The sequence below is a fragment of the Streptomyces sp. ADI95-17 genome (assembly GCF_003846175.1).
Lineage (GTDB): Bacteria > Actinomycetota > Actinomycetes > Streptomycetales > Streptomycetaceae > Streptomyces > Streptomyces sanglieri.
In genome coordinates, this window is sequence record NZ_ML123045.1 from 457,012 (window position 1) to 471,870 (window position 14,859).

15 protein-coding genes are annotated in these 14,859 nt (G+C 71.0%); 9 read left to right on the forward strand and 6 right to left on the reverse strand.

Annotation, left to right across the window (positions count from 1 at the left end; genetic code table 11):
- The first annotated feature begins 453 nt into the window (after positions 1 to 453).
- Both EES42_RS10135 and EES42_RS10140 read left to right on the forward strand, forming a co-directional pair.
- Positions 454 to 1,428, forward strand: a complete 975-nt coding sequence (locus EES42_RS10135) for an ArsR/SmtB family transcription factor (RefSeq protein WP_124717806.1) — start codon at positions 454 to 456, stop codon at positions 1,426 to 1,428.
- A gap of 143 nt (positions 1,429 to 1,571) precedes the next feature.
- Positions 1,572 to 1,985: a VOC family protein gene (locus EES42_RS10140; protein ID WP_124717807.1), complete on the forward strand. Its 414-nt coding sequence runs from the start codon at positions 1,572 to 1,574 to the stop codon at positions 1,983 to 1,985.
- Positions 1,986 to 2,017: 32 nt separating this feature from the next.
- Here EES42_RS10140 and EES42_RS10145 read toward each other — a convergent pair whose 3' ends face one another.
- Positions 2,018 to 2,947: an oxidoreductase gene (locus EES42_RS10145; RefSeq protein WP_124717808.1), complete on the reverse strand. Its 930-nt coding sequence runs from the start codon at positions 2,945 to 2,947 to the stop codon at positions 2,018 to 2,020.
- A gap of 183 nt (positions 2,948 to 3,130) precedes the next feature.
- Here EES42_RS10145 and EES42_RS10150 point away from each other — a divergent pair, with 183 nt between their 5' ends.
- Positions 3,131 to 3,919 carry a sulfite exporter TauE/SafE family protein gene (locus EES42_RS10150; RefSeq protein WP_124717809.1) on the forward strand — a complete coding sequence of 263 codons (789 nt, stop codon included), beginning with the start codon at positions 3,131 to 3,133 and terminating at the stop codon, positions 3,917 to 3,919.
- A 25-nt stretch (positions 3,920 to 3,944) separates the two neighbouring features.
- Here EES42_RS10150 and EES42_RS10155 read toward each other — a convergent pair whose 3' ends face one another.
- Both EES42_RS10155 and EES42_RS10160 read right to left on the reverse strand, forming a co-directional pair.
- A complete protein-coding gene (locus tag EES42_RS10155; protein WP_124717810.1) occupies positions 3,945 to 4,568 on the reverse strand; it encodes a class F sortase in 624 nt (207 codons plus the stop codon).
- Positions 4,569 to 4,666: 98 nt separating this feature from the next.
- Entirely contained in the window at positions 4,667 to 5,392 is a 726-nt protein-coding gene (locus tag EES42_RS10160) for a hypothetical protein (protein WP_124717811.1), read from the reverse strand.
- Positions 5,393 to 6,013: 621 nt separating this feature from the next.
- Between EES42_RS10160 and EES42_RS10165 the strand changes: the two genes are divergently transcribed.
- From EES42_RS10165 to EES42_RS10180, 4 genes are all read left to right on the forward strand, one after another.
- Entirely contained in the window at positions 6,014 to 6,997 is a 984-nt protein-coding gene (locus tag EES42_RS10165; protein ID WP_124717812.1) for an ABC transporter permease, read from the forward strand.
- A 1-nt stretch (position 6,998) separates the two neighbouring features.
- Positions 6,999 to 7,940: an ABC transporter permease gene (locus EES42_RS10170; protein WP_241196341.1), complete on the forward strand. Its 942-nt coding sequence runs from the start codon at positions 6,999 to 7,001 to the stop codon at positions 7,938 to 7,940.
- Complete coding sequence (locus EES42_RS10175; protein WP_124717813.1) at positions 7,937 to 10,018, forward strand: dipeptide ABC transporter ATP-binding protein; 2,082 nt, start codon at positions 7,937 to 7,939, stop codon at positions 10,016 to 10,018. Before EES42_RS10170 ends, EES42_RS10175 begins: the two co-directional genes overlap by 4 nt.
- 68 nt (positions 10,019 to 10,086) lie before the next feature.
- A complete protein-coding gene (locus EES42_RS10180; protein ID WP_206433428.1) occupies positions 10,087 to 11,769 on the forward strand; it encodes an ABC transporter family substrate-binding protein in 1,683 nt (560 codons plus the stop codon).
- 61 nt (positions 11,770 to 11,830) lie between these two features.
- On the opposite strand, the gene EES42_RS10185 is transcribed toward EES42_RS10180, so the two are convergent.
- On the reverse strand, positions 11,831 to 12,631 hold the full coding sequence (locus EES42_RS10185; RefSeq protein ID WP_124717814.1) for an aminotransferase class IV family protein: 801 nt from the start codon (positions 12,629 to 12,631) through the stop codon (positions 11,831 to 11,833).
- Positions 12,628 to 12,945: a hypothetical protein gene (locus tag EES42_RS10190; RefSeq protein WP_124717815.1), complete on the reverse strand. Its 318-nt coding sequence runs from the start codon at positions 12,943 to 12,945 to the stop codon at positions 12,628 to 12,630. Before EES42_RS10190 ends, EES42_RS10185 begins: the two co-directional genes overlap by 4 nt.
- 78 nt (positions 12,946 to 13,023) lie before the next feature.
- Between EES42_RS10190 and EES42_RS10195 the strand changes: the two genes are divergently transcribed.
- Together EES42_RS10195 and cutA are read left to right on the forward strand one after the other, a co-directional pair.
- Positions 13,024 to 13,650 (forward strand): NADPH-dependent FMN reductase, encoded by a 627-nt coding sequence (locus EES42_RS10195; RefSeq protein ID WP_124717816.1) that lies wholly within the window; start codon positions 13,024 to 13,026, stop codon positions 13,648 to 13,650.
- A gap of 86 nt (positions 13,651 to 13,736) precedes the next feature.
- Entirely contained in the window at positions 13,737 to 14,075 is a 339-nt protein-coding gene (cutA, locus tag EES42_RS10200) for a divalent-cation tolerance protein CutA (protein ID WP_124717817.1), read from the forward strand.
- A 26-nt stretch (positions 14,076 to 14,101) separates the two neighbouring features.
- On the opposite strand, the gene EES42_RS10205 is transcribed toward cutA, so the two are convergent.
- Positions 14,102 to 14,812 carry a SanA/YdcF family protein gene (locus tag EES42_RS10205; protein ID WP_124717818.1) on the reverse strand — a complete coding sequence of 237 codons (711 nt, stop codon included), beginning with the start codon at positions 14,810 to 14,812 and terminating at the stop codon, positions 14,102 to 14,104.
- Between the last annotated feature and the right edge of the window lie 47 nt (positions 14,813 to 14,859).

Genomic DNA, 14,859 nt, shown 5'->3' on the forward strand with positions numbered 1-14,859 from the left:
ACACCCGAGGACGGCGGCACCCTGTGCGGGGGTGCCGCCGTCCCGTCTTGTTCTGGTTGTTCTGGGGAAAATTGTTGTGCGGCGTTGTGCCTTTTGCTTGCGCATTACGCATCTTCGCGCATTACGCAAAGTTCGTTCAATACGCAAAGAGCCGGGCCGGGAACGGGCCGGGATGCGGCCCATGGATCCCCATCCATGGGCCGCACCCGGGTTACCCCCGTCGGGCACGGAGCCGCACCGGGCATCCACCGCCGCCGGGCGAGCGAAACCCCCCACGGCCTTCACTCGCCCTTCCGGTGGTGCCGGATTCGTACCCGACGCCGTACAGCTTTTCGGGTGACGCCGTGCGGGTGCGAGGCGTTTCACCTCTGGCCGAAACCCCGTGGTGACGTGCTGTTACGGATCACCTACCCTGGGGTGGGGGTAATTGCAGGTGCAACAGGTGGGGGACCGGTGCTGCGTATCCATATGTCCGGAGTGGACCTTTCCAAGGTGCGGATGGCCACCCGGCCCGACGCGCTGTGGGAAACCGCTCTGAGTTTCCACCGGCTGCGGGACCGGCGCGGTTCCGCGGTGTTCGGGAAATGGCGTACGGAAACCCGGCCTCGGTTGAATGGTGAAGTACGCCTGTTGTCCGCCGTGATTCCACCGCGCGGCTATTTCCCGGATTTCCTGACGCCTTCTCAGGAAAGCGGCGAGCCGTTCGGCATCGACGCGGGAATGCAGGCATTGCGCGAGACCCCACCCGGCCGGGTCCGGGCCGAACTCGCCCTGCTCGGCGCCGAACGCCGCAACGCGTACGGCTCCCAGGACGGCCGTACCGAAGCGCCGGGCCGGCTCGTCGACGCGCTGCGCGCCTACCACCGCGCCGCCATCGAGCCGTACTGGCCGCACATCCGGGCCAGCGTCGAGGCCGACCGCGCCGTCCGCGGCCGCGCCCTCCTGGACGGCGGCGCGCACGAGCTGCTCGCCTCCCTCCCGCCGATGATCCGCTGGCGGCCCCCCGTGCTGGAGGCGGACTACCCCGTCGACCGGGAGGTCCGCCTGGACGGGCGGGGACTGCTGCTCCAACCGTCCTTCTTCTGCCGCGTCACCCCGGTCGTCTACCGCGACCCGAGACTTCCGCCGGTCCTCGTCTACCCGGTCACCCACTCCCGCGCCCCCGTCTTCGCCGGACCGGGCCCCTGGCTCGGCCGGCTCCTCGGCAACACCCGCTCGACGGTCCTGAGCGCCATCGGCAACGGCTGCACGACCAGCGAGCTCGCGCTGCGGGCCGGGGTGTCCCTCGCGTCGGCGAGCCAGCACGCCTGTGTGCTGCGCGAGGCGGGCCTGGTACACACCCTGCGGCACGGCGGCTCGGTCCTGCACACACTGACGCCGCTGGGCGGCTCGCTGCTCCGGGGCGGCGCCCCGCTCGCCCTGTCCTGAGAGCGGGGGACCGGGTGGCCGGGACCGGGCGGTGAGGGGAGGCTGGGGGCGGCGAAAGTTTTCTCGCCGGCGGCGATGAGTTCCCGCAGGCCCCGCCGTCTACCTGTCGTACACGTTCGAACAACAGAGAGAGCGAAGCGACCATGCCTCAGATGATCTTCGTCAACCTGCCGGTCAAGGACCTCGAAGCAACCAAGGCCTTCTTCGGCAAGCTGGGCTTCTCGTGCAACCCGCAGTTCTCCGACGAGAACGCGGCATGCCTCGTCATCAGCGACACCATCTTCGCGATGCTCCTCACCGAGCCGCGCTTCAAGGACTTCACCAAGAAGGAGATCGCCGACTCCACGAAGTCCACCGAGGTGATCCTCGCCCTGAGCGCCGAGAGCAGGGAGAAGGTGGACGAGCTGGTCGACGCCGCCCTCGCTTCCGGTGGATCGCCCGCCAACGAGCCGATCGACTACGGCCACATGTACGGCCGTTCCTTCCAGGACCCGAACCACCACATCTGGGAGGTCATGTGGATGGACCCGGCCGCCGTCGAGGGTCAGCAGGGCTGAGCCGGCCGGTCACCCGGCCGGGCGACCGGGCCTCAGGGCGTGAGGCTCGGATACGTCACCCCCGTGAGCTGTTCGGACGCCATCCAGAGCCGCTCGCTCGTGACATCGTCCCGCGTCCAGCCCGCCCGCCAGGACGGCGCGGGCGCACCGCGCCAGCCCAGCAGCCCCGGACCGGTGAACGAATCGGGGCGTACGCCGGGCGCGGTGGCCGCGTACAGAGTGGGCAGCGCACCGGCCGAAGCGGGCTGGGCGATGATCCGGTTGCCCAGGCCGAAGAGCCGCTCCGCCGCCCTGCGGTTCTCCAGCCGGGCGGCGGCGGACTGAAGGTTGGTCGCCGCGTATCCCGGGTGCGCGGCGGCGGCCACCAGCCGGGAGCCCGCCTTCGTGAGCCGCCCGGCCAGCTCGTGGACGAAGAGCAGATTGGCGGTCTTCGAGCGGCCGTAGGCGATCCAGCGACGGTAGTTCCGCTCGCCGTTGAGATCCCCCATGTCGATGTCGGACAGCGCGTGCATCCCGCTGGAGACGGTCACCACCCGCGCCCCGGGGGTGTCCAGGAGGCGGGGGAGCAGCAGCCCGGTCAGGGCGAAGTGCCCCAGGTGGTTGACGCCGAACTGCCGCTCGAAGCCGTCGGCCGTCGTCCCGTACGGGAGGGCCATCACGCCCGCGTTGTTGATCAGCAGGTCGATCCGGTCGGGCGCACGGTTCGCGGCGAACTCGCGCACCGAGCCCAGATCGGCCAGATCCAGCGGTACGAACGCCACGTCCGCGCCGGTCACGGCCTTCCGGATCCGGGACTCGGCCGCCCTGCCGCGCGTCTCGTCCCGGCAGGCGAGCAGGACCCGCGCACCGTGCCGGGCCAGCTCCCGCGCGGTGTGCAGGCCGAGGCCGCTGTTGGCTCCGGTGACCACGGCCGTGCGGCCGCTCTGGTCCGGGATGTCGTTCGCGTTCCAGCCGTGGCTCATGGGCCCAGCGTACGGCCGCGATGTGCGGCCCGGACCTGCCGGGCCGGTCCGGATCCGCGCCCGGGCGCGCCCGGCGGCGCAGGGGCGCACCGGGGGGCGTGAACCTCAGGAGTCGCTCAACTTTTCCGTGATCCGGCCGGAGGGGTTGGACGGTGTGCGTATCGCGTCCATAAGGTCATGATCATGCCGGACATAGCACTCACCACCTTGATCGTCCTCTGTCTCGCCGCGGCCGCCGCGGGCTGGATCGACGCGGTGGTCGGCGGCGGCGGACTGCTTCTGCTGCCCGCGCTGCTCCTGGGCCTGCCGCACGTCCCGGCCGCGCAGGTGCTGGGCACCAACAAGGCGGTCGCGATCGTCGGTACGTCGGGCGCGGCCGTGACCTACGTACGCAAGGCGCCGGTGAAGGTCGGGACCGCGCTGCGGATCGGGCTCGCGGCGCTGGCCGGATCGATGGCCGGCGCGTTCTTCGCCGCCGGGATCAGCAGCGAGGTGCTGCGGCCGGTGATCATGGTGGTGCTGCTGGCCGTCGCGGCGTTCGTGATGCTGCGGCCCTCGTTCGGCAAGGACACCGGCGACGGTACGCGGCAGCGGATCACCCGGGCCCGCACCGTCACCGCGATCGTGCTGGTCGGCGGCGGCATCGGTTTCTACGACGGGCTGTTCGGCCCCGGCACGGGCACGTTCCTGGTGCTGGCGCTGACCGCGGTGCTCCACCTCGACCTGGTGACGGCGTCCGCCACCGCGAAGATCGTCAATGTCTGCACCAACGGCGGCGCGCTGGCGATGTTCGCCTACCAGGGCAGCGTGCTGTGGCAGCTGGCCGCGCTGATGGCGGTGTTCAACCTGGCGGGCGGGCTCATCGGCGCGCGGATGGCGCTCCGCAAGGGCAGCGAGTTCGTCCGCGGGGTGCTGCTGGTCGTGGTGTTCTCGCTGGTCGCGAAGCTGGCCTTCGACCAGTGGACGGCCTGAGCGGCCCACGTGCGCCCGCCGGGTCTCACCGCACGGCGGTCAGGTGCGCGTACGCCACCACATTGCCCTCGTACCCCGTCTCCTTCGAGAAGCCGCCGCCGCAGGTGATCAGCCGCAGCGAGGCGAAGGACGCGGCGCCGTACACCCGCTCGTCGGGGAAGTCGTCGTTCTCGTAGACCTCGATCGCGTCCAGGGAGAAGACGGCGGTACGGCCGTCCTGGCGGACCACCTCGACCGTGCTTCCCTTGCGCAGGGCGCCCAGGTCGTAGAAGACCGATGGCCCCTGCGCGTCGTCCACATGGCCGGCCACGATCGCGCTGCCCCTGGAGCCCGGGGGAGTGCCGTCCCGGTACCAGCCGACGACATTGCGGTTGCCGGCCGGGGGCACGTCGAGACTGCCGTCCGGCCCCAGGCCGAGCCGCATCATCGGGGCGTCCACCCGGATGCTCGGGATGCGGATGCGTACGGGGGCCGAAGGCTTCAGCGGGTCGGCGACCGGGGACCCCGGCTGCGGTACCGGGCCGTCGGCGAAGGCCTGCGCGGCGGTCGGCCGGGGCGGGACCAGCTGGGTTCCGGCGCCGTTGCGGATCAGCCAGACACCGGCCAGCGCCGCGACGACCAGCAGCCAGCCCTTGGCCTTCTCGGACACGGTCCTCCTCCGGGTGACGGAACGGGACGGTCCCGTCCCGGTGGCGCGCGGCCACCGGGACGGAAACCAGGCGGTACGGAGACGTGAATCCGCCTCCGTCAGCCGGCTCCCTGCGTGCCGCTCGCCCGGCGACGCAGGAGCCAGGCTCCGCCGACGGCGGTCGCGGCGAGAACGCCGGCGCCCGCCGCGATCTGGGTGGTGTCGGGCCGGACGCTGCCGCCGACTCCGGTTTTGACGTGGCCGGTGGGGCCATCGGGGCCCTCGGGGCGGTTCCCGGAGGACGAGCCGTCCTGCTTGCCCGAGCCCCCTTCCTCGGACGGGCTCCGGCTCTCGCGTCCGCCGGAGCTGTCGTGCCCGGACGAGGACGAGTTCTCGCGCCCGGACGACGAGCTGTCGCCGAGGTCGGTGCCTTCGCCCTGGTCCGTTTTCTCGCCGCGGTCGGTGCCTTCGCCCGGGTCCGTTTTCTCGCCGCGGCCCGGGTCCTCGCTCCGGTTCGTGCCCTCGTCCCCGCCCGGGGCGGTGATCCCGCCGGCGGAGTCGAGCAGCGAGGGTGCGATGAGGTTGGAGAGGTTGTCCAGGCTGAACGGGGTGTCCGCACCGGACCCGGACCCGGACTCGTCGCCCGAGGCCCCGTCGCCCGAGGCTTCGTCCCCGGTGGCCCGCGACGCGAGACCGTCGGTGGCCCGCGACGCGGGGTCGGCCGAGCTGATCCGCTGTGCGCCGGCCTCGTCCGCGTACGCGGCGGGGCAAGCGGTGAGGAAGCCGAGCGTGGCTATGGTCAGCGCGGATGCGGCGGTACCGGTCACTAGGCGGACAGGACGCATGGGGGTTTCCTCCGGCGATGGCGCGAGTAGGTGTGTCCTGTCCCTGAGCTAACGGGCGGGCCGCCACCCATGCCTGCTGACACCGAGTCAGCTTTCACTCGAACGGACCGGCGCGGCCTCCTTGCCAAGGGGTGATCGCGCAGGTCACAGCGGTGATCGATGCCGGTCGGGGTGGTCTCGTGGCGCCCGGTGCCGATCGAGTGACGGAGTCGGGGGAGAAAGTGGCGTACGTCACATGCATGACCTCGCGAGCGCCGGGCACACGTCTGTCACCCCCCACGGGACGGTGTACGAGGCCGCCCCCGGCCGCCGCCCTCACCGGGCCCATCCCCCCTGGACCCGGTGAGGGCGGATTCGCGCGGAGGGGGAGCGGGCCGGGAGCGGACGGCGCCCGTCCGCACACGCTCCGTCACCTTTTGTGGCCGAATGCTGCGGCAGTATTTCGGCCTCGTGGCGAGAACGATCAAGGGCTGGCGCCGGCCCACAGGTGCGGACCAGGCTGGCACTCGCACATTCGTGCTCACGCTCCGTACCCAGAAAGCCCTCGCCGCAGATGCACACGCCCCCCAGACCCGGCACCTTCGAGGCGCTTCTCCCACATGCGGGGAGGAGGTGCCGGGCATGGTGCGCCATGTGATCCGCAAGGCGGCCGGCTGGCTCCTGATGATCGCGGTCGCGACCAACGCCACGTACTTCCTGGCCAGTTGGTTCCTGGACCCGCGGTCGAACTTCAAGGAGCTGCGCCCGGTCCGCAGCGAGGCCCAGATCGACCGGGCCCTCGCCCCGTACAACCTGAGCCCGCAGGAGCCGCTGGTCCACCGCTGGTGGGACTGGTTCACCTCGGTGGTGCTCCACTTCGACTGGGGCAGGTCCCCCACCGGCGTCTCCGTCAACGGCGAGATCGGCTACCGGGCGCTCATCAGCGGCGAACTGGTCATCATCGCGACCGTCCTGTCCGCGGTCATCGGCGTCACGCTGGCCGTGTTCACCGCGTCGCGGCAGTACGGCTGGGCCGACCGGATCTCGCAGGCCGTGTCCATCGCGGTGTTCAACATCCCGACCTCCGTCGCCGCGCTCGCCGTGGTCTTCGTCGCCATCTGGCTGAACCAGAACGCCGGGCTGCACTTCCTCTACGTCGCCGGTGAGAACTCGCCGGGCGTCGAGGGGCTGTTCCCGACGATCGGCGACCGCCTGCTGCATCTGATCCTGCCGACCCTGAGCCTGACGCTGATGGGTTACGTCGGCTACCACCTGACGCAGCGTTCGCTGCTGCTGGACACGATCAACGCGGACTTCGTACGCACCGCCCAGGCCACCGGGCTCACCCGGTCCAGGGCGATCCGCAGGCACGCCCTGCGCGCCGCGCTCATTCCGACGGCCACCTCCGTGGCGTTCAGCATCCCGGCCATGTTCACCGGCGCCGTCATCACCGAGACGATCTTCGGCTGGAACGGCATGGGCCGCTACTTCATCCAGACCATCGCCAAGAACGACGTGCACGGCACGGTCGCCACCGCGGCCTTCGCCGCCACCCTGACCGCGATCGGCGCGATCCTCGCGGATGTCGCCACCGTCTTCCTCGACCCCCGAGTGAGGGTGAACTGACGTGGCCGCGCACATGACGAACGACACCGCGTCCGGTGCGACGCCGGCGGATCCCCCCGCGCGGCAGGCGGACGCGCCCCACCTCGGCCTCGGCCGGCTCTACCTGCGGCGCTTCCTGCGCAACCGGCTCGCCGTCGTCGGGGTGGTGATCTTCGTGCTGCTGGTGCTGTTCAGCCTGTTCGGCGGGGTGTTCACCTCCCACGCGTACTCCGACGCCGACTTCGCCGCGCTCACCCAACCACCGAGCGCCACCCACTGGTTCGGTACCAACCAGGGCGGGAACGACGTCTACGCCTCCGCCGTGCACGGACTCCAGCGCTCCCTGGCGATCGCCGTGAGCGTCTCCGCGCTGACCATCGTCGTCGCCGCGGTCATCGGGGCCAGCGCCGCGTACTTCGGGGGCCGGGTGGAGAAGGTGACGCTCGCCGTCATCCACTTCTTGCTGGTCGTCCCCTCGTTCCTCATCCTCGCCCTGGTCTCGCACCGCCTCGCCGGGGACTGGCGGGTCCTGATCGTCGTGCTCACGGTGTTCGGCTGGATGTCCACCGCGCGGGTCATCTGGTCCGTCTCGACCTCGCTGCGGGAGAGGGACTACGTGACGGCCGCCGAGTTCATGGGCATCAGCGCACCGCGCATCATCCTGCGCCACATCATCCCCAACCTCGGCTCGCTGCTGATCGTCAATCTGACGCTCGGCGTCGTCGCGACCGTGCTCAGCGAAACCGCCCTGTCCTTCCTCGGGTTCGGCGTCCAGACCCCGGACGTCTCCCTCGGCACGATGCTCGCCGACGGTGCGAGCACCGTCACGAGCGCCCCGTGGCTCTTCGCCTTCCCCGCGGGCCTGGTCGTCCTGCTCACCATGTCGATGACCTTCGTCGGCGACGGGCTGCGCGACGCCCTCGACCCCACGTCCGTGACCGGTGCGGCAGGAGGCCGACGATGACCCTCACGACCCTGGCCGGATCCCCGGCGGCCACCGGCGCCACCCCCGTGCTCTCGGTGCGGGACCTGCGGGTCACCTTCCCCTCGGAGGCCGGCCCCGTCGAGGCGGTGCGCGGCGTCGGCTTCGACCTCCTGCCGGGCCGGACCCTCGGCATCGTCGGCGAGTCCGGCTCGGGCAAGTCGGCCACCGCGATGGCCGTGATGGGCCTGCTGCCACCCTCCGCCGAACTCCGGGGCCAGGTGCTGCTCGGCGGCCGGGACCTGATCGGCCTCGGGGACAAGGAACTCTCCGCGGTACGGGGCGACTCCATCGGCATGGTCTTCCAGGACCCGCTGTCCGCGCTCACGCCGATCTTCTCCGTGGGCCGGCTGCTCTCCGACGCCCTGCGCGTCCACCAGGACCTCACCAAGCGGGCGGCCTGGGAACAGGCCGTCGAACTGCTCGACCTCGTCGGCATACCCGACCCGCGGGGCCGGGCCAAGTCGTTCCCGCACGAGTTCTCCGGCGGCATGCGCCAGCGCGTCGTCATCGCCATGGCCATCGCCAACAAGCCGTCCGTCCTCGTTGCGGACGAGCCCACCACCGCCCTCGACGTCACCGTGCAGGCCCAGATCCTGGACGTCCTGCGGCTGGCACAGAAGGAGACCGGGGCCGGCCTCGTCCTCATCACCCACGACCTCGGGGTCGTGGCCGGCCACGCCGACGACATCGCCGTGATGTACGCGGGCCGGTTCGTGGAACGGGCGGGCGTCGACGAGCTGTTCCGCCGGCCGGCCATGCCGTACACCGCGAGGCTGCTGGCCGCCGTGCCCACCGTGGACAGCGGGGTCCACCGCCCCCTGGTCCCGATCGGCGGGGAGCCGCCCGCCCTGGTGGACCTGCCGGGCGGCTGCCCCTTCGCGAGCCGCTGCGCCGTCGCCCGGGACGAGTGCCGGGCCGACGAGCCCGAGCTGCGCGAGATCACCGGACACGGGCACGTGGCCTGCCTGCGCGCGGACGAGATCGCCGACGGAACCCTGGACCCCGCCGGGGAGACCGGGCCGGGCGACCGGCCGAGCGGCTCCGGGTCCACCGGGACCGGCGATGTGGTGCTCCGGGTCGAGGACCTGGTCAAGACCTTCCCGGTCACCAAGGGCGCCCTCCTCAAGCGCCGGGTCGGCACGCTGCACGCCGTCAACCGGGTGAGCTTCGAGCTGCGCGCCGGGGAGACCCTGGGGCTGGTGGGCGAATCGGGCAGCGGCAAGACCACGACACTGCTGGAGGTCCTGAGGCTGAAGCAGCCCGAGGGCGGCCGGATCGAGGTCGCCGGGACCGACGTCGCGACGGTCGGTTCCGCCGCGCGGGTACGGGAGTTGCGGCGGGACGTACAGATCGTCATGCAGGACCCGCTGGGGGCCCTGAACCCCCGGCTGCCGGTCTTCCAGCTGCTCGCCGAACCCCTCCGGGCCATCGGGCGGGACCGCGAGTCCATCCGCTCCCGGATCCACGAACTGCTGACGCTGGTGGGCCTGGACGCCTCGGTGAGCGGCCGCTTCCCGGCCGCGCTCTCCGGCGGCCAGCGCCAGCGGGTCGGCATCGCCAGGGCCCTGGCGACCGAGCCGAAACTGCTCGCACTCGACGAGCCGCTCTCGGCCCTCGACGTATCGGTGCAGGCCGGGGTGATCAACCTGCTGGACCGGCTCAAGCGCGAACTCGGCCTCGCCTACCTGGTGGTCGCCCACGACCTGGCCGTGGTCCGGTACATCTCCGACCGCATCGCGGTGATGTACCTCGGGCACATCGTCGAGACCGGGGACACCGAGACGATCTTCGCCGACCCGAAGCACCCCTACACCCGGGCGCTGCTCTCGGCGATCCCGGTGCCCGATCCGCGGCGCGAACGTGCCCGCGAACGGGTCGTGCTCCGGGGCGAGCAGCCGAGCGCCACCCGGCCGCCCGCGGGCTGCGTCTTCGTCGACCGCTGCCCCCTGTACCGCCTCGCCGACGAGGAGGTGCGCCGGCGCTGTCGCACGGAGCGCCCCGAGCCGACGGCGGTGGCCGGACGTGCCGGCCACCAGTACGCCTGCCACGCCGTCTGAGCCCCGCCGCTCCCCTCGTACCCGCCATTCCTCCCGACCTCACCGAAACCAGAAGGAACCCTCCCGCCATGCGCGCAAGACTGGCCCTGCCCATCGCCCTCGTCGCCGCCGTCTCGGTCGCCGCCACCGCCTGTGACGCCTCGTCCGGGAAGGACGGGTCCGACGCGGCGGGCAAGGACGCCCCCAAGGCCGCATCGGCCGCGGCCGACTACAACCCGGTGCCGTACGACCGGATCAAGGACGGCGGCACGTACACCACCGCCGGGACCTTCGACGACCAGGGCAACCCGTTCAACGTCAACGCCACCCTGACCGCGTCCCGGGTCTGGGCCTGGTACAACGCCGACGCGATCACGTACTCGCCCACCGGCGAGGTGCAGTACAACCCGGACTACTACAGCGACGTGAAGGTCTCCGTCGAGGGCGGCAGGCAGACGGTCACGCTGACCATCAACGACAAGGCCGCCTTCAACGACGGCACCCCGATCGACTGGACCGCGATCGAGGCCACCTGGAAGGCCAACAACGGTTCCGACAAGGCCTTCGACACCTCCTCCACCGACGGCTACGACCAGATCACCTCGGTCCACAAGGGCGCGAACGCCAAACAGGCCGTCATCGAGTTCAAGGGCGTCAACGCCTCCTGGACGACCCTGTTCACCACCTTCCTGCACCCCGAGGCGGCCACCGTCGCCAACTTCAACAAGGCCTACGTCAAGAAGGCCCACCCGGAGTGGGGCGCCGGCCCGTACACCGTCGGCGAGTGGGACACCCACTCCGGCGGGATCACCTTCGTCCGCAACCCGAAGTGGTGGGGCAAGAAGGGCAAGCTCGACAAGCGTGTGTACGTCAACCTGGAGTCGACCGCGGCGGTCAACGCCTTCAAGAACGGCCAGCTCGACTACACCTCGGCCGTCGACGCGGAGAGCCTGAAGCAGGTCAAGGGGCTCAAGGGGACGGAGATCCGCAGCGGCGGCAGCCCCTTCGAGTACTCCCTCTACTTCAACACCAAGTCGGCGAACCTCTCGGACACGGCCGTCCGCAAGGCCATCCAGGAGGGCATCGACCGCTCCCAGATCGCGAAGATCCAGTTCCAGGGGCTCGACTACAAGGAGCCGCTGCCCGGTTCGGCGGTGCTGTACAGCTTCCAGAAGGGCTACCGGGACAATGTCTCCGCCGTCCTGAAGTACTCGCCCGACGAGGCGAAGAAGACGCTCGACGCGGCGGGCTGGAAGCCCGGCAGCGACGGCATCCGGGTCAAGGACGGCAAGAAGCTGGAGGTCGGCTACACGATCCTCGGCGACCAGCCGCTGGACAAGGCCGTCGCCGGTGCCTTCACCGCGATGCTGAAGCCGGTCGGCGTCAAGGTCGTCACCAGGAAGGCCGACGAGGCGGACTTCTCGAAGATCCTCAGCGAGCGCAGGTTCGACCTCTTCCTGTCCGGCAACCGCTCCATGGACCCGTTCGGCGCCCGCTACCTGTGCGACTTCTACTGCTCGGACCGTGACTCCAACATCACCGGCGCCGGAACACCGGCCCTGGACAAGGAGATCCGCGCGACCACCGCGACAGCCGACCTCGACGAACAGGTGAAGGCGGTCAACGAGGTCGAGCAGAAGGCCCTGCGGCAGTACGCCTTCCTCCCGTTGTTCAGCGGCCCCTCGACGTACAGCGTGAAGAAGGGCCTCGCCAACGTCGGCGCCACCATCTTCCACAGCCCGCTCCCGGAGACCATCGGCTGGGAGAAGTAACCCGCACACGCACGGGCCCCGGCCCCGGTACGGTCCCCGACCGCACCGGGGCCGGGGTGCGTCAGACGGTGTCCCACCGCGTGCCGTCGTACGCCCGGCCGAGTCGCCGCATCAGCTCCTCGTCCACCACGAACTCCATGTCGTCGATCCGCCCGACCGGCGCGATGCCCTGCGAGTTGGTGAGGAACGCCGACCGGAACGCGCCCAGCCCGTCCAGGGTCACCGGACGCCGTACGGACTCCGGCCCCGAGCCCGGCAGTTCCCGCTCCAACAGCGCCATGGTGATGCCGATCAGGCACGGTGCGTCGGGCCAGACCACCGAAGTGCCGTCCCAGAAGCCGACGTTGGTGATCGCGCCCTCCGTCACCGTGCCGTCCGGCAGGGTCAGCAGGGCCTCGTCGAAGCCGGCGCGGGCGGCCAGTTGCGCGTAGTACGTCTGGCCGAACTCGCCGGGCCGCTTGATGTGCGGCACGGTGCGGGCGTACGGGACGGACATCAGGGCGTGCGGTTCGGCGGACTTCCGGTCCGGTCCGCGCACCGTGACCATGACGGTCGTCTCCGTGTCACCCGGCGGCAGATAGCCGTGCACCCGGACCGAGGCGTCCCGCACCCCTGCGCCCTCCAGCGCGTGCCGGATCAGTGCGCGGACCCGTTCCCCGTCGAGCGGGCGCTCGAACAGCTCCTGGTTCGCGCCGTCCAGCCGAGCCAGATGCAGATCGAGGCCGCGTACCTTTCCGTCCCTGACCTGCATGGCTGTGAAATGGCCGTAGCCGAGGAAGGCCGGAATCCGCAGGTCCGCCTCGGTGGCCGGACGGCCGTCGAACTCGGCGTACGGGAACGGCAGGCGCGGGGTGGTCGTCATGCCTCCACCGTAGGCCCGCCGAAGCGCGACGCGACGGCTGGCCCCGGGTCCCGGCGCTCCACCTCGACGGGCACCGTCTGACCGTCGATTCGAAGGGCGTGAAACAGAGCTTCGACCTGCGGCCCGAGGGCGGGTTTGTCCTTGTCGGGGGCGACGAGGTTTCCGCCCTCCCGGAACCTCGCATACCCCGAAGTGGTCACGCTCCTGGAATACAGCAGACGTCCGGACGGGAGATCCCGCACGTCCACGGTTCCCTCGCCCTCCCCGAAAGCGGGAACGACCGCCACGGAGTTCGCGTCGGAGGTGAACGCCACGCTGCCCAGGCACTTCTCTCGCGGAGCCGGCTCGGACGGGGTTGACCTCAACCACGGTTGACATACGAGTCTTTCCGCATGGACCTCACCACAGCACCTTCATCCACCGCACCCACGACCGGCTCCACCGCACCCCTGAAGGTCGCGGTCATCGTCGCCAGCAACCGCGAGGGGCGGTTCGCCCCCGTCATCTCCGGCTGGTTCCTCTCCCACACCGCGGACCACCCCGACATCGAGACCGATGTGATCGACGTCGCGGAACTCGGCCTCCCGGTCGCGCTCACCTTCCGGCCCGACGCCGACGCCCGGGCCCGGCTCGCGGCCGTCGCGTCCAGGCTGGCGGCCGCCGACGCCTTCGTCGTCGTCACCCCCGAGTACAACCACTCGTACCCGGCCCCGCTGAAGAACCTCATCGACTGGCACCGCGACGAGTGGCAGGCCAAACCCGTCGCCTTCGTCTCGTACGGCGGGGTCTCCGGCGGGCTGCGCGCCGTCGAGCACCTGCGGCAGGTCTTCGCGGAACTGCACACCGTGGGCATCCGCGAAACGGTGTCCTTCCACAACGCGGGCGCGCTCTTCGACGACGAGGGCAGGCACCAGGACCCGGCGGACTGCGACGCGGCGGCCAAGGTGCTGCTCGACCAGCTGGTCTGGTGGGGGCACGCCCTGCGCGACGCCAAGGCGGTCCGCCCGTACGGCGCCTGACCCGGGGACGCTGCGCCGCGCCGCGGCGTCCCCGACAATCGACGGGTACCGGGACACCCCGCGACCCGACCCCGCAGGAGCCGAAAGTGACGACGCCGGCATGGCTGACCGTACTGACCACGACGGACAGCGAGGAGAAGGCCCATGCCCTGGCGCAGGGCGCGGTGGAGGCGCGGCTCGCCGCCTGCGTACAGATCTCCGCGCCCGTCACCTCGGTCTACCGCTGGCAGAACGCCATCGAGACCACCGAGGAGTGGCAGCTGCTGTTCAAGACGACAGCGGAGCGGTACGCCGAACTGGAGGCCCATCTGGAGGCGGCGCACGACTACGAGACCCCGGAGATCATCGCGATCCCGGTGGTACGGGGCAGCGCCCGCTACCTGGCCTGGGTCTCGGCCGAGACCGCCCCGGTCACGTCCCTGTAGCCCCGCAGGGCCCGGGGCTGCAGGGCCTACCGCTCCTGCGCCGCCAGCGCCTCCCCGATCCCCGGCTCCCGGGGCCCCAGGAAGTGCGGATCGGGCTTGAAGACGGCGTCCAGTGCCGCCTTCCCCGCCGCGAACACCTCCCGCGTCCCGCCGTAGTACCAGGTCGCGTCGTGCTTGGCGTCCACGCCGACCCCGTACGCGTCGATCCCCGCGGTCCGGCACAGCGCGATCGCCCGGCGGATGTGGAACCCCTGGCTCACCAGCACCGCGCGGTCGACCCCGAAGATCTTCTTGGCCCGCACGCAGGAGTCCCAGGTGTCGAACCCGGCGAAGTCGCTCACGATCCGCTCGTCCGGCACCCCGTGCTCCTTGAGATAGGTGCGCATGGCATCCGGCTCGTCGTACTCCTTCCGGCTGTTGTCCCCGGTCACGAGCACGACCTTCACCTTCCCGTCCCGGTACAGCTCGGCGGCGGCCTTCAGCCGGTTGGCGAGATACGGCGACGGTCTGCCCTGCCAGAGCCCCGCCCCGAACACCATGACCACCTGTTGCGCGGGCGCGTCCGCGGTCGTCCTGACCCGGGCGTCGGCGACGGAGTACATCCAGGTCATGGGCGCCAGCCCGGCCACGCACGCGAGCATCACCGCCTGCACGGCCCGCCGCTGCCCGCGCCGCGTCCGCGGCCACCGCGGCCGCAACCGTCCGAGCAACTGCCGTCCCGGCCACTTCACCCGCATGGGAGCCCCCTCTTTCCGTACCGTGCTCGGTCGTCCCACCTGATCGG

What these genes read in the sequence shown, in the direction of transcription:
- EES42_RS10160 (WP_124717811.1), bottom strand. Translation starts at nt 5,392, where the DNA reads ATGCGTCCTGTCCGCCTAGTGACCGGTACCGCCGCATCCGCGCTGACC.
- EES42_RS10165 (WP_124717812.1), top strand. Translation starts at nt 6,014, where the DNA reads ATGGTGCGCCATGTGATCCGCAAGGCGGCCGGCTGGCTCCTGATGATC.
- EES42_RS10150 (WP_124717809.1), top strand. Translation starts at nt 3,131, where the DNA reads ATGCCGGACATAGCACTCACCACCTTGATCGTCCTCTGTCTCGCCGCG.
- EES42_RS10175 (WP_124717813.1), top strand. Translation starts at nt 7,937, where the DNA reads ATGACCCTCACGACCCTGGCCGGATCCCCGGCGGCCACCGGCGCCACC.
- EES42_RS10145 (WP_124717808.1), bottom strand. Translation starts at nt 2,947, where the DNA reads ATGAGCCACGGCTGGAACGCGAACGACATCCCGGACCAGAGCGGCCGC.
- EES42_RS10180 (WP_206433428.1), top strand. Translation starts at nt 10,087, where the DNA reads ATGCGCGCAAGACTGGCCCTGCCCATCGCCCTCGTCGCCGCCGTCTCG.
- EES42_RS10195 (WP_124717816.1), top strand. Translation starts at nt 13,024, where the DNA reads ATGGACCTCACCACAGCACCTTCATCCACCGCACCCACGACCGGCTCC.
- EES42_RS10185 (WP_124717814.1), bottom strand. Translation starts at nt 12,631, where the DNA reads ATGACGACCACCCCGCGCCTGCCGTTCCCGTACGCCGAGTTCGACGGC.
- EES42_RS10205 (WP_124717818.1), bottom strand. Translation starts at nt 14,812, where the DNA reads ATGCGGGTGAAGTGGCCGGGACGGCAGTTGCTCGGACGGTTGCGGCCG.
- EES42_RS10140 (WP_124717807.1), top strand. Translation starts at nt 1,572, where the DNA reads ATGCCTCAGATGATCTTCGTCAACCTGCCGGTCAAGGACCTCGAAGCA.